Source organism: Rhodanobacter sp. OK091 (genome assembly GCF_900142825.1).
GTDB lineage: Bacteria > Pseudomonadota > Gammaproteobacteria > Xanthomonadales > Rhodanobacteraceae > Rhodanobacter.
Genome location: NZ_FRCH01000001.1, coordinates 1,342,461 through 1,355,043 on the forward strand (window position 1 = coordinate 1,342,461; position 12,583 = coordinate 1,355,043).

Here is a 12,583-nt window from a genome sequence, read left to right on the forward strand (position 1 = left end):
AGCGGTCATTGTAGGCGAAGCGTGGCCTCAGCCACTCAGGCGCTGGCGCGGCATCCCGTGCAGGCGCAGCGAGAACGCCACGCCGCTGCCATCGTCCAGATTGCGCGCACTGGCCACGCCGCCGTGGCGTTCGGCGACCAGCCGCACCACATAAAGGCCCAGGCCCAGGTGTGGTGCATCGCCGGGTGTGGTTTTTTCGCGCAGGCTGACCAGCGAATCGAACAGGCGGCCCTGCATCGCCTCAGGCAGCAGCGGACCCTGGTTGGCCAGCTCGATCTCGGCGCCGTCCGTCGCGGAATGCAGGCTCAGGCGCAGCCAGCCATGTTCGGGCGTGAACGACAGCGCGTTGTCGAGCAGCTTGTCCAGTGCCTGCGCGATCAGCTCGGGTGCGCAATGCAGGCGCAGCGGCGCATCGGGCAGCACGCAGTCGAGCCGGCGCGTGCCGATCAATGCCCGATAGGCATCGGCGCAGCCGCGAACCACGTCGCGCAAGTCAACGTCTTCGGGTTCCGCCGTAGTGATCGAGCGCTCCATCCGACTCGACTCGCTCATCGCCCGCACCAGCGCGCCCAGCCGCGCCACGCCATCGCGGGCGCGTGCCAGATACGGCTGCGCCTCGGCGGGTAGCGCGGCCCGCTCCTGCAAAGTGTGTTCGAGGTTGTCCAGCGACGACTTGACGATCGCCAGCGGCGTGTTGAGTTCGTGCGAAAGTTTCGAGGCCAGCGTACGCAGGTAATCGGTATAGCCACCGACTACCTCGAACAGCCGCTCGAAGCTGCGGGCGAGATCGCCGATCTCGTCCGGCGCATCGGTCATCGGGAAACGGCCTTGCTCGAACAGGCCATCCAGACGTCCGTCGTTGAGTTGTGCGCGCTCGGCCGCGTTGCGCAGGCGGCCCAGGCGCAGGCTGAGCCGGGTCGCAAACGCCAGCAGGATGCCGCCAGCGACCAGCAGCACTCCGAAACTGGTCAGCAACAGGCCAAGCAAGGCTTTGTTGGCCAGCAGCGGCACGCTGCGGCTGGCCTGCTCCAGCAACAGCACACCGTCGACCTTGCCCGCATGCTCGATCGGCACGGCGGCAGCCAGCACCACACTGCCGCGCTCTTCGCCGCTGCGCCACACGCCAACCGGTTTGCCGGTGCCCGCCGCACGGACTTCCGCGGTATCCAGCCGCGGCACATCCTGCGACCACGGGCTCGCATCTTCCAGTTGATTCGCCAGCAGCGAGCGATAGATCAGCGAGGCGAACCAGCCCGGCTGGCCATCGGCCCCTGGCGCCGTGTTCAGGCGGCCGGTGCGGGCCAGCAGCCAGCCCTGCGAGGTCAGCACACGCGCCTGCACGCGGTCGGGCACGAGTTGCGCCAACTCGCCGGAAAGCTTGTCCGAATAACTGAGCAGTGCCCGCGTATCGGATGCCATCCGGTCGCCACCTGCCGCCGCGTCGTACACGCCGACACCGAGTACGCGCAGGCGCAGGGCGGACGGCAAACGCAGCTCGACCTGATAGCCGCTGCCGTCTTCCTGCCATTGCGCGGCCAGCAGATCCGGCAAACCGTCGACCGCGGGATCGAGCGGCTGCGCCGTGAGCGGCCCGGGCGCCGCGCTGGCCAGCAGATAGCGCCGCTGTCCATTGGCATTGCCGAGGGTCAGAACCAGATGGTCCGCGGCCAGCGCGTTGGCATCGTTGGCATCGGCACGGACGCGCCGCGTATTGCGCACAACGGCATACAGGTACAGCCCGTCATCGTCCGCGGCCAGCAGCAGCTGGCCATGTCGACCCAGCGATTGGCTCCACGGCGTCAGCGGCGCCCAGTCGTCGCCATAGCCATCCACGGTGATCGGGCCTGGCGCCTGCTGTACATACCAGGCCTTGCCCGATTCCGGCTGCACCGCACCGGTCACCACCAGGCTGCGCGCCACCGCGCCGGCCGACGCCAGCAACGCCTGTGCCTGACCGTCGCGCAGCAGCGACTCCATCTGGCGCACGTACAACCAGCCCGCGATAGGCAGCGCCAGCGTGCACAGGGCGACCAGCAGGAGTTTTCGGCGCAGGTTCATCGGGAAGGACGATCAGCTGCCATGCGGCGGAGATGTTCCCGTGTCCGGCGCCAAGCGTGTAGCCACCACCACCCGCATGAAGTCGTCGAGCAGCGTGCGCCGTGATGGGTCGGCATCATCGAACGCCATCGACCAGCTCAGCCGGATACCGCTGGCCTGGCCCGGATCGCAGAACACCACCACGTCGTCGACGTGATCGCTGCCCTGGTAGACACTCGCCTCGCACGGCATGGTCTGGTGCCGCACGGCAATGACGGAAACTTTGCCGGCTGGATCGTGCTGCAGATAACGCTTGCGATCGGCCTGCACTTCAGCGGTCAACGTGGGCAGCTTGCGTGGGGTCACATTGAGCACCATCACCCGCTGCGGCTTGCCGCTCCACTCGCCTTGATAGAGCACGGCGTCGACGCCGATCGCGCGAGCATACGTGCAGCAGTCGCGCGTCCAACCACCCGGTGTTGCGACAGTGACCGCCCATGCGGGTGCGGTTCCATCACGCGCGCCGTGGGCCAATACGCCGTCGGCTGGCGTAGCTGCATGTGCCTGCGCGGCGAACAGGCAGAATGCCGGCACCCACAGCACGCGTCGCATCACTGCATTCCGCATCACGGCTTCCACCGATAGCCCACGCCGTGCACTGTCTCGATCGCATCGAACTCCGGCGCCACCGCGATGAACTTCTTGCGGATGCGCTTGATGTGCGAGGTGATGGTGGCGTCATCCACGACCAGCTCGGCCTCGCGCATCAGCTGGTCGCGGTTCTTCACGTGGCCGGGGAAACGGATCAGCGTGTGCACCATCCAGAATTCGGTGACGGTGAGCGGCACTTCCTCGCCGTTCCAGCTGATCCGCATGCGCTCGGATTCCATTTTCAGCGGGCCGTGCTCGATCACCGTCTCGCTGCTGGCTGGTGCCTTCAGCGACTCGATGCGGCGGAACAGCGCCGCGATGCGTGCGGCCAGCTGGTGCAGGCTGGTGTCCTTGCTCAGGTAGTCGTCGGCGCCCAGGCGCAGGCCGGAGATCACATCGAAATCTGAATCGCGCGCGGTAAGGAAGATCAGCGGCAAGGTGGCCGACTTAGCGCGCAACTCGCGACACAGGTCGAAGCCGCCCTCCGGCTCGTCGCCGAGACCGATGTCGATAATCACCAGTTCCGGCAGCCGCATCGCGAACGCGTTGGAGGCTTCCCGCCGCGAGCCGTATCCCCGCGCGTCGTAGCCGAAACGGTTCAGCGCCTCGACGTAGTTGGCACGGATCAACGGTTCGTCTTCGACGATGGCAATGCTGCGGCCCATGGCGCGCTCCCTGGTTTAGTGAGCGCAGCGTGCTATGCGAACCGTCGCGACGCAAGCCGCGCAACGCGAGTGCCCGCATTTCGCCACAAGCCAGCGGCAAGCCCGCCCGATTGCGTCGGCGCCAGCGCCCGGGCCGGATGTTTGATGTGCACCATGCACTACGCATGGGAGCCGCACAATGTCGAAAATCGAATCCAGAGAAAACGACCCGAACGCCGAGTTGCGCAGCTTCGAGCCGCTGCGCGTGACGCTGGCGCTGGGCGCCCTGCTGCTCGGCCTGTTGTTCAGCATCCATTGAGGTGAACGCCATGCACGGATTCTGTCCCAACCTCGTTTCGTTCAATCCATTCGCCGTGGAAGGCATCGGCGCGGCTGGCGCGAAGGGAATCGCGCCAGCCGCGGGGGACGACACCGACCCCGACTGGCAACCGATGTAATCCGCGCCCTGGTTCCGTCCAACATGGTGGTTCCTTTCCCCTCCTTGCGAGGGGATTTTTTTAATCTGAACCGCCTCGAACCGCAGATCCCGCGTGTTCATAATTCTGCGGGGAACCAAACCGGATCGACTCGGTCAGAATGTTTGATTGGTAGCGTTCCATTGCCGTGGAACATGCCGGTACGGCGGCTACCCCTCCCTGTCCAGCGGTCGTACCGGCACCACCAATCAATGGTGTTTCCTCTCACGTCTCCGACGACGTTTATCCCGACGCAGCCATCACTGCGTCGGGATTTTTATGCGCGGAGGTTTTGTGAAATCGCGGGCGCTCTGCCGATCGCCTTGCGCATGGCGGCGGAAATGTTCAAGGGGCCCTCGAAAAACCCGTGATCTGGATCGTCGTCCCAGCGAAAGCTGGGATCCAGTGACTTCAAATTCGTTGAAGCCCGGGGCGTTGGGTCCCAGCTTTCGCTGGGATGACGAGCAATGGCCAGTTTTCCGAGACCTCTTAAGCGATCGCCTTGCGCATGGCGGCGATCTCGGCGCGGTAGTCGCTGGCATGGAAGATCGCCGAGCCGGCGACGAAGGTGTCCGCGCCGGCGGCGGCAATCGCACCGATATTGTCAGCGGTGACGCCGCCATCCACTTCCAGTCGGATCGCGCGGCCGCTGGCCTCGATGCGCTGGCGCGCCTGGCGCAGTTTTTCCAGCGCACCGGGAATGAATTTCTGTCCACCGAAACCCGGGTTGACCGACATGATCAGGATCAGGTCGAGCTTGTCCATCACGTAGTCGAGGTAATCCAGCGGCGTGGCCGGATTGAACACCAGCCCGGCCTGGCAGCCCGACTCCTTGATCAGCCCCAGCGTGCGGTCGATGTGCTCGCTCGCTTCCGGATGAAAACTGATCAGGCTGGCGCCGGCCTTGGCGAAGTCGGGCACGATGCGGTCGACCGGCTTGATCATCAAGTGCACATCGATCGGCGCGGTGATGCCGTACTTGCGCAGCGACTGCAGCACCATCGGACCGATCGTGAGATTCGGCACGTAATGGTTGTCCATCACGTCGAAATGCACCCAGTCGGCACCGGCGGCCAACGCCGCGGCGGTGTCTTCGCCGAGCCGCGCGAAATCGGCGGCGAGGATGGACGGGGCGATGATCGGGGTTTGCTTGGTCATGGGGAGGCCGGGAATCGGGAATCGGGAATCGGGAAGATTATGGAGTGTCGAAGACCAAAAGAGACAGCGAGGAATCGGGACCGTCGGACTCCGGACCCGTCGCGCACCTTGAACGATGCGGCTTCTCCGATTCCCGATTCCCCGCTCCCGATTCCCGTGCGTTACTTGAACCCACGCTGTTCCTTGATCCTGTCGTAGGCCGCATTGATCTCGCTGGCGCGCGACTCGGCGCGCTTGCGCATGTCTTCGGGCAGGTCGCCGAGGCGATCGGGGTGATGTTCCGAGATCAGCTTGCGGTAGGCGCGCTTCACCGCACGATCGTCGGCGTTGCGCTCGATGCCGAGCACGGCGTACGGATCCGGCCCTTGCGGCGTGCGCTGCGGCGGCACGTAACCGCCGCCGGTAGCGCTGCCGTGCCCGTAACCGTGTCGGCCGCCGGCACTGGCGTTCCACGCGTAGCCCTTCATCGCCATCAGCGCCATCAGCTCCATATCGCTGATCCGCAGCGCGAACGCGAGCTGGCGCAGGATAGCCATCTTCTCCGGCGCCGGGTTGCCCTCGGCCAGCACGGTTTCGATCACCACGTCGAGCACCGGGAACGCATGGTCGCGGCGCATGCCTACCCAGTTGCGCAACGCGGCGATGGTCTGGGTGACGTCGAATTCGGGCTGCTTACCGACGTTGAAGCTGGTCACCGCCTGCTTGCGCAGCTCGGCGCTCAGATTCATCCGGGTCATCAGGCGTTCGGCAATCGCAATCTCCTGCTCCGACACGCGACCATCGGATTTCGCCACCGCGCCCAGCAGGGTGAACAGCGGGCCGACGAAGCCGCCGGCTTCGGGCGTGGCGTTCTTGCGTTGGGTGTAGCGCAGGTTGTCGAAGATGAAACCGACCACCGCGCCGGTGATGGCACCGGGCAGATGGCCGATGATCAGACCGAAAAATGCGAACCACAGCGTGTAGGTAAAACTCATGGATGGGCCTGCGGCTGCGGCTGCGGCGACTGTGCGCTGTACCAGCGCGCCAGCATGTCGAGTTCGGTGTCGCTGACCGGACCGATCGCGGCACGCATGACCGGCACATTGCGGCGGCCGTCGCGATATTGCTTCAACGCGTCGCGCAGGTAGTCCAGCTGCTGGCCGGCCAGATTCGGCACGCCGGGCATGCTGGCGTGGCCCGTGCTGCCGTGACAGGCCGCGCACAGGCCCAACCGGGTCGGCTGCACCGGGGTCTGCGCGCAGAGGGTGGGGGCGGCAACCAGGCACAGCGCCGCGAGCAGTAGGATTCGCATCGGCAACACATGGGGATGAAGGCGGGCAATTCTAGCAGTGCCCGGCCCAAGGCCTGCCGGGTGCGACTTTCCGGCGGGTCGGCTGCAGCGGCTAGAATAGGCAGCTTCCCCGCCTGCGGAACCCCTCGCCGTGCCCACCACCTTGCTGCAATCGAACCTGCCCGGCCTGCAACTGATCCATCGTGGCAAGGTGCGCGACGTCTACGCGCTGGACGATGACCGGTTGCTGATGGTCGCCACGGACCGGCTGTCGGCATTCGATGTGGTGCTGCCGAACCCGATCCCGGGCAAGGGTGAGATGCTGACCCAGATCTCCAATTTCTGGTTCGGCAAGACCGCGCACCTGCTGCCGAATCATCTGCTCGACGTGCCGCTGGCAGACGTGCTGCCGCCCGGCACCGACCTGGCTCTGTACGCGAAGCGCGCGGTGGTGACACGCCGGCTGAAGCCGGTGCCGGTCGAGGCGATCGCCCGCGGCTACCTGATCGGTTCGGGCTGGAAGGATTACCTCGCCACCGGCTCTCTGTGCGGTATCGCATTGCCCGCCGGGCTGCAGCAGGCGCAACAATTGCCCGCGCCGATCTTTACCCCGTCGACCAAGGCGGCCGTTGGGGACCACGACGAGAACGTCAGCTATGACGTAGTGGTCGATGCGGTAGGCAGCGAACTGGCCGGCCAGGTACGCGACGCCACCTTGGCGATCTATCAATGGGCCGCCGCCTACGCGGCCGAGCGGGGCATCATCATCGCCGACACCAAGTTCGAGTTCGGTACCGACGCCAGCGGCAAGCTGTACGTGATGGACGAGATGCTGACGCCGGATTCCTCGCGCTTCTGGCCCGCCGAGGAGTACCGCGTGGGGATCAGCCCGCCCAGCTACGACAAACAGTTCGTGCGCGACTATCTCGAGACGCAAGACTGGAACAAGACCGCGCCCGGCCCGGTCATTCCGGACGAGGTGATCGCACGCACCGCCGCCAAGTACGCCGAGGCATTGCAGCGCCTGGCCGGTATTCAACTCAGCTGAATCCAACGCTGAATCCATCGGGGGAAAGCCCATGCGCACCATGCAGGATTGGCTAGACAGTTACAGCAACGATCACCAGAACCCGACCAACCGGCTGTTCCACTGGTTTTGCGTGCCGCCGATCGTGTGGTCGGTGATCGCACTGCTGTGGACGATCCCGGTGCCCGCAACGTTGTTCCGTCCCGGCACGGTGGCCGTGACGGTCATGGTGCTGGCGTTCTACTGGTACTGGAAGCATTCGCACCGGCTGGCGATCGCGCTGCTGATCGCGTTCGCACTACTGGGGCTGATCACCAATCTGCTGTACTACAGGCTCGGCGCCGCCTCACTGTGCTGGTTGGCGATCGGCGTGTTCGTGGTGGCGTGGATAGGTCAGTTCATCGGCCACCTGTTCGAAGGACGCCGCCCCAGTTTCCTGACCGACCTGTCGTATCTGCTGATCGGCCCGGCCTGGCTGATGGCCAAGCTGCTGCGCGGACTGGGATTCAAGCAAGTCACATGACCACCTTGCTCACCGTGATCAGCAGCCTGCTCTGGTGGGTGCTGTACAGCAGCATGGCTGCGCTGGTGTTCGCCTTGATCGGCTGGTCGGTGCTGCGCTGGACCGAACGCTGCGCGGTGGTGTTCAACCGCGTCTACCTCGCCTGCCTGCTGTGGACCATGATCGGCTTGCTGCTGGTCGTCGGCGTGGCCGCGTACGAAGGCCATCTGCATCCGCCGTACGCGGCACTGCTGAACTCGGGCCTGCTGCGCGGTGCGCTGGTGCTGGACATGCTGATCGGCACCGTCCTGCTATGGCGCTTCACCCCGCGTATCGATGCGCATCGCATCCGTCCCGGCAGCGCCTGCATGGCGGTGGCCGTGATCATGGCGATCAGCTTCGGGATCGCCACCAGCCTGGCGTGATCCGGCACTGCCGCACACAGAAAAGGGCGGAATTCATCCACCCTTTTCCGCATCCGAGCGATCGCGAACGTCAGTGCATGCCGAACATCGCGGCACCGAACACCATCGCCACGATCAGGCCGATGATCAGCGCCAGTACGAAGCCGATCACCATATAGACCAGTTCCACCAGGCATGCCTTGCCGTAGCCGATCTGGCTGCCGTTCTGCGCCAGCAACAGATAATTGATCACCGCGGCACCGACCAGGAACTGCACGACTCCCGACAGCAGGCCGCTCGCACCGTTGTGCATCACCAGGCCCAGCACCACTGAGGCCACCACCACGGCAACGGCCGTGAGCAGCACCGCACCCAGCGAACGCAGGTAGGACGGCATGTGGCCGACCACCAGCCGGAACGCCAGCGACAGCACCAGCGCGGCAACCAGGATGCCGCCCACGAACATGACCAACAGGGCAAGCATGCCCATGCCGGCCAGCGCAGCGAACGAAGAAGTACCCATAAAGCCCCCTTGAGTTGAAGGAATACCGCGAGGTGGCATCCCGTGCCACCCTCTCCCCGGCGGTCGCGCCAGCCTAGCTGATTCCGCCGTGGCAGGCTCAATGCCTCCCCGTGAATTGACCATGGTGCGTAACAAGAGCCGGCATCCTTCCGGCAGCGCGGCCATCATCATTCGGTCTGCAGTGCTCAGAGCAATCGAGCGCCATCGGGCAGTTATCGATCGTTGGCAAATGGACGGAAAAACGCCTGAGCCCGAGACCTGCAAGGCCGAGCCCACCGTCTATTGGAAATAACTGCCTCAATGAGCTTGGGTATGACGGCTCAACCAGTTTCCGAGGATAAAGAAGTAAGCCGGCGATTCCGGGTGCTCGCTGAGCAGGCTGGCCTTGTCGAACGACATGGTTTCGTGCGGATTGATGGCCATGGCGTGACTGATGCCGGCAATAACATGAACTTCGATGTCGTGGCGTTTCTGCATCAGTGACTGCAAGCTCCGCGCAGACTCCTCTACCGGAACCCAAGGATCCGCACCGCCATAAATGAATAGAAGCGGCACATGCGCACCCTTCACCGCCTGCATCGGGTCGAGATCCATCTCCTTGCGCCAGCTTGAGGTTCTCGGGTCAGGATCGAGATCCTCAGCCGTCGACATGAATGTGTTGTCAAACCACGGCTGGTGTTCTGCAGCAGCCAACGCCTTGATTGCGTCATCACGGGAATTGGTACCCCGCAGATAGGCCTGCCAGCGATTACGTGTATCTGTCGCCTGGTCAATGGCGGCCGCGCCGTAACCGCGAAGTGCGAGCAAGTTGTCCACAGCAAATTCCATCTGACGTGCCGCCGTTACCATCGGCGCGGACACGGACACGGCGAATGCCGCATCATGGGTCCGTGACGCGGCGAGAATGGACAGCCAGCCACCTTGGCTCAAGCCCCAAAAGCCGATGCGGTGCGGGTCGATTCGAGAGTTGTTGGCAATCGCGTGCAGGCCTGCAATACCGTCGTCTGCCAGTTGTTCGTAGTCCGTGCCGTTGAGTGTGCCCGTTGAAGCGCCGCTACCGCGCCGATCGAACACGAGCACCGCGAAGCCGAGCGCTGGCAAATCATGGGATAGGTGCCGATATAAAGCGTAGTCGCGAGTCGATGCTCCCGCGCTGTGCAGCACGACGATCGCCGGTAAACGGTCGCCATGCGCAGGGGCATAGAGCGTACCTTCAAGGTTCGCACCGGCATTCTCGAAACGCACGGTCTGTTCAACCACCACGGGCTCGCCCTTAACTTGCCACCGTGGCGGTGCCGCCATCGTCACTCCCATGACGAAGAATGCGGCCAGGCCCCACGTCCAGATTGTGACGCCATTCATTACGCGGTTTGCTTTCATGTATCGGCTCCTCATCGCATTCGCACTGCGCGAGCGCGTCCGAATTCCGTGCTGTAGGAAGATGGCGTTGCCGCCGTGGAGTATTGCGGTGACGGACACAGCAAGAGTCTTGCCAGCCGCGACTCCATCGCAAAGCTCGTGTCCGTGTGACGGCGTGAGCGGTGTTGCAGGCGAGGCGAGTGTCCGCGGACAAGTTTCTCGGACGCCGTGGACAGTGATCTCGCGCTGCACCGGCCAGCACTAGGCGAGTGCCTATCGCTGAATCGGTTCAAGATGATTGCCGTGGGCAAGCATCGCAAACGCGATCGCAACAACAAACGCGGTCAGTGACTCACCGCGTTGTTCGCTACCCGCACCGCTTCGACAAATCCGCCAAACGGAATATCGGTGATGCCCACCAGCCCGATGTGGCTGTTCTCCCCATCGAGCAGGCGTCCAGTCACCGGTTGATCGGTGTACTGGAACCAGTGCGCACCGACGATATCCGGATTGCTGGCCGCGGTAGCGATGAAACGCGCATAGGCTTCGCCGCGTTGCTGCTCGTTCCACACCGACACCACGCCCTTGCCGAACGGGCCGCGATCGTCGGAGCCGAAGTGGAATTCACCGATCAGTACGGGCTTGTCCAGCTGATGCATGGCAGCGGCGTCGAAGCCGTGCTGCGGCAGATCGGCGTAGACGTTGAAGCTGACCACGTCGCAGTATTGCGCGCAGGCGGCCACCGCTTCGGGCGTGTTCACCGCGAAGCGGCCGCCGAGGAACAGGTGGTGCGGGTCGTGGCGGTGGATCGCTTCGGCCACGGTGCGGAAATAGGCATCGGCGTAGCGTCGCAGCCACGCGCCGTAATCGGCGGCGATGGCTGGGTGTGCCTCGTTCGGCGCGGGCGCGGCGAAACCGGCGACGTTCACTGCATCCCATGAGCCCAGCGCGATGCCCCACGCGGCGGACAGCGTTTCCGGCGCCACGTATTTCTTGCGCAGCATCGCGATGAACGCCTGCTTGGCGGGACTCTTCGTATCGCCGGCGAGCGTACCCACGGCCAGCCCCCAGCGGCCTTGCGGTCCGTTGCCGGCCCAGGCCAGCTCGTTGTCGGCGAAATAACCGAGCAGGTACGGATCGTCGCGCACATCGGCGCTCGCCTTGGTCACCGCTGCCTCCGTCGCCTGCACGAAGCGCGGATCGAACGGATCGGGCATGCGGCCCCAGTAGTCGTAGCCGCTGGCGACGTTGGCGTAGTCGCCGGCGATATTGATCGAGCGCGTATACGGCAGCCGGTGCGCGCGGCCCAGCGCGTCGTCGCTCCAGTTGCCGATGGTGTTGAAGCCCCATGCCTGCAGCCGGTCCAGCGTGCGTGCGCGCCACGCGTCCTGCCAGTTCCCGCCATCGACGCGATACAGGTTCGCCGCGTAGAAGTCGAACCATCGGCCATGGTTGTAATCGATGCCCGCGCTGGCGCGCTGGTCCTTGTTGCGATTGTCGCCGCTGCCGTAGAACACCGCCCATTCGCCACGGGCCGGCGGCAGATCGCGGAACATGGACTCGCGGCCTTCGACATAGCTGCGGCCGCCGTCGGCGACCATTGCGTTGACGCCCAGCGAGAAGAACGCGTGGCCGTCGGGCGTCACCAGTCGCCAGCGGCCATCGGTTTTCTGCACATGGAACCAGCCGGTACGGTTCAGGCCATGGACGTCCAGACGTCCGCCGTAAGCATCCAGCCCGGTCGGCATCGCCCTGGCCAGGATCGCTTTTTCCGCTGCATGGGCCGCACGCAATGCGGCATCGGAATCGACTTTCTCCGGCCATTGACTGCGTGTGAACTGCCCGTAGCGGTCCACGATGCCGGCATACGCATCGTGCAGCGCGGCCGCTCCCGGCGCGACATCGAGGCGACCGAACAGCAGCGTCTGCGCCGCCTGCGGCGCGGGCACTCCGAGCCGGATCGCGCTGACCTTGTGCAGATCCAGCGTGCCTTGCACGGTGGTTGCCAGAAGGGTCGGCTGACCGCGATCGTCGAACGGCATCGGCGGTCCCGCCTGCATGCCCTCGCCGCGCGGCGAGGTTGCGTGCAGTGGAACCACCAGCGTCTGCGCCGGCCCGGCCGGTACACCTACGGTGGCGTGCAGTTGCTGGCCGCCCGCGTCATCGACTTCCACGACCAGCGTCACCGCCCACGCCATGGCGTTCTGAACGCGCAGGCGCAACTCGCCCTGCGTTGACCAGTCCCATGCGCCGTGGGCCGGCATGATGACGATCTGCGGATGAGGCGCCGGCTGGAACGCGTAACGCTGCTGCGCCACGCTGTCGCTGGCGCGCTCGACCGCGCCGGTCCGCTGCACATGATCAAGCGTGAGACGGGTGCCGGCTGCGGGGTCGGCCAGATCGAACACACCAGGTGCGGCAGCCGCGTGGCAAGCACCCAGCCCCAACAGACACAACGCCCAGATCACTGCAGCATGTTTCATGGTCGATCTCCACGAAAATATCCATCGACCCGTGGGTTGTGTGGGAGCG

The 12,583-nt window shown here is 64.8% G+C and carries 13 protein-coding genes; 4 read left to right on the forward strand and 9 right to left on the reverse strand.

Annotated features, from left to right (window positions below):
* Positions 1–27 precede the first annotated feature (27 nt).
* From BUA26_RS06220 to pdsR, 3 genes are read right to left on the reverse strand one after another with little or no spacing between them, the layout of a single operon-like run.
* Positions 28–2,058: an ATP-binding protein gene (locus tag BUA26_RS06220; RefSeq protein WP_072758794.1), complete on the reverse strand. Its 2,031-nt coding sequence runs from the start codon at positions 2,056–2,058 to the stop codon at positions 28–30.
* A gap of 12 nt (positions 2,059–2,070) precedes the next feature.
* Entirely contained in the window at positions 2,071–2,649 is a 579-nt protein-coding gene (locus BUA26_RS06225) for a hypothetical protein (protein WP_072760119.1), read from the reverse strand.
* A gap of 14 nt (positions 2,650–2,663) precedes the next feature.
* The gene (pdsR, locus tag BUA26_RS06230; protein WP_072758796.1) at positions 2,664–3,353 is read right to left on the reverse strand and encodes a proteobacterial dedicated sortase system response regulator; all 690 of its coding nucleotides are present in this window, start codon (positions 3,351–3,353) and stop codon (positions 2,664–2,666) included.
* Positions 3,354–3,661: 308 nt separating this feature from the next.
* Here pdsR and BUA26_RS20690 point away from each other — a divergent pair, with 308 nt between their 5' ends.
* Positions 3,662–3,790 (forward strand): hypothetical protein, encoded by a 129-nt coding sequence (locus BUA26_RS20690; protein WP_255368183.1) that lies wholly within the window; start codon positions 3,662–3,664, stop codon positions 3,788–3,790.
* Between the two features lie 507 nt (positions 3,791–4,297).
* Here the strand turns inward: BUA26_RS20690 and rpe are convergent.
* The 3 genes from rpe to BUA26_RS06245 all read right to left on the reverse strand — a co-directional run bounded on the left by rpe (position 4,298) and on the right by BUA26_RS06245 (position 6,257).
* Positions 4,298–4,966, reverse strand: a complete 669-nt coding sequence (rpe, locus tag BUA26_RS06235) for a ribulose-phosphate 3-epimerase (protein ID WP_072758798.1) — start codon at positions 4,964–4,966, stop codon at positions 4,298–4,300.
* Positions 4,967–5,127: 161 nt separating this feature from the next.
* Positions 5,128–5,940, reverse strand: a complete 813-nt coding sequence (gene djlA / locus BUA26_RS06240; RefSeq protein ID WP_072758800.1) for a co-chaperone DjlA — start codon at positions 5,938–5,940, stop codon at positions 5,128–5,130.
* On the reverse strand, positions 5,937–6,257 hold the full coding sequence (locus BUA26_RS06245; protein WP_072758803.1) for a c-type cytochrome: 321 nt from the start codon (positions 6,255–6,257) through the stop codon (positions 5,937–5,939). The genes djlA and BUA26_RS06245 overlap by 4 nt, the downstream gene beginning before the upstream one ends.
* A 130-nt stretch (positions 6,258–6,387) precedes the next feature.
* Here BUA26_RS06245 and BUA26_RS06250 point away from each other — a divergent pair, with 130 nt between their 5' ends.
* Genes BUA26_RS06250 through BUA26_RS06260 form a run of 3 tightly spaced genes read left to right on the forward strand, consistent with a single transcriptional unit; the run spans position 6,388 to position 8,190 of the window.
* Positions 6,388–7,284, forward strand: a complete 897-nt coding sequence (locus BUA26_RS06250; protein WP_072758805.1) for a phosphoribosylaminoimidazolesuccinocarboxamide synthase — start codon at positions 6,388–6,390, stop codon at positions 7,282–7,284.
* 31 nt (positions 7,285–7,315) lie between these two features.
* Positions 7,316–7,786, forward strand: coding sequence for an Mpo1 family 2-hydroxy fatty acid dioxygenase (locus tag BUA26_RS06255; RefSeq protein ID WP_072758807.1), 471 nt, complete (start codon positions 7,316–7,318; stop codon positions 7,784–7,786).
* Positions 7,783–8,190, forward strand: coding sequence for a hypothetical protein (locus BUA26_RS06260; RefSeq protein ID WP_072758809.1), 408 nt, complete (start codon positions 7,783–7,785; stop codon positions 8,188–8,190). Before BUA26_RS06255 ends, BUA26_RS06260 begins: the two co-directional genes overlap by 4 nt.
* A 70-nt stretch (positions 8,191–8,260) precedes the next feature.
* On the opposite strand, the gene BUA26_RS06265 is transcribed toward BUA26_RS06260, so the two are convergent.
* The 3 genes from BUA26_RS06265 to BUA26_RS06275 all read right to left on the reverse strand — a co-directional run bounded on the left by BUA26_RS06265 (position 8,261) and on the right by BUA26_RS06275 (position 12,534).
* The gene (locus BUA26_RS06265; protein ID WP_072758811.1) at positions 8,261–8,692 is read right to left on the reverse strand and encodes a hypothetical protein; all 432 of its coding nucleotides are present in this window, start codon (positions 8,690–8,692) and stop codon (positions 8,261–8,263) included.
* Between the two features lie 297 nt (positions 8,693–8,989).
* Positions 8,990–10,072: an alpha/beta hydrolase family protein gene (locus BUA26_RS06270; protein ID WP_178368544.1), complete on the reverse strand. Its 1,083-nt coding sequence runs from the start codon at positions 10,070–10,072 to the stop codon at positions 8,990–8,992.
* A gap of 323 nt (positions 10,073–10,395) precedes the next feature.
* Positions 10,396–12,534: an alpha-amylase family protein gene (locus tag BUA26_RS06275; protein WP_072758814.1), complete on the reverse strand. Its 2,139-nt coding sequence runs from the start codon at positions 12,532–12,534 to the stop codon at positions 10,396–10,398.
* Between the last annotated feature and the right edge of the window lie 49 nt (positions 12,535–12,583).

Coding starts and splice junctions, on each gene's coding strand:
- BUA26_RS06220 (WP_072758794.1), bottom strand. CDS start 2,058: ATGAACCTGCGCCGAAAACTCCTGCTGGTCGCCCTGTGCACGCTGGCG.
- BUA26_RS06225 (WP_072760119.1), bottom strand. CDS start 2,649: ATGCGACGCGTGCTGTGGGTGCCGGCATTCTGCCTGTTCGCCGCGCAG.
- pdsR (WP_072758796.1), bottom strand. CDS start 3,353: ATGGGCCGCAGCATTGCCATCGTCGAAGACGAACCGTTGATCCGTGCC.
- BUA26_RS20690 (WP_255368183.1), top strand. CDS start 3,662: ATGCACGGATTCTGTCCCAACCTCGTTTCGTTCAATCCATTCGCCGTG.
- rpe (WP_072758798.1), bottom strand. CDS start 4,966: ATGACCAAGCAAACCCCGATCATCGCCCCGTCCATCCTCGCCGCCGAT.
- djlA (WP_072758800.1), bottom strand. CDS start 5,940: ATGAGTTTTACCTACACGCTGTGGTTCGCATTTTTCGGTCTGATCATC.
- BUA26_RS06245 (WP_072758803.1), bottom strand. CDS start 6,257: ATGCGAATCCTACTGCTCGCGGCGCTGTGCCTGGTTGCCGCCCCCACC.
- BUA26_RS06255 (WP_072758807.1), top strand. CDS start 7,316: ATGCGCACCATGCAGGATTGGCTAGACAGTTACAGCAACGATCACCAG.
- BUA26_RS06260 (WP_072758809.1), top strand. CDS start 7,783: ATGACCACCTTGCTCACCGTGATCAGCAGCCTGCTCTGGTGGGTGCTG.
- BUA26_RS06265 (WP_072758811.1), bottom strand. CDS start 8,692: ATGGGTACTTCTTCGTTCGCTGCGCTGGCCGGCATGGGCATGCTTGCC.
- BUA26_RS06270 (WP_178368544.1), bottom strand. CDS start 10,072: ATGAAAGCAAACCGCGTAATGAATGGCGTCACAATCTGGACGTGGGGC.
- BUA26_RS06275 (WP_072758814.1), bottom strand. CDS start 12,534: ATGAAACATGCTGCAGTGATCTGGGCGTTGTGTCTGTTGGGGCTGGGT.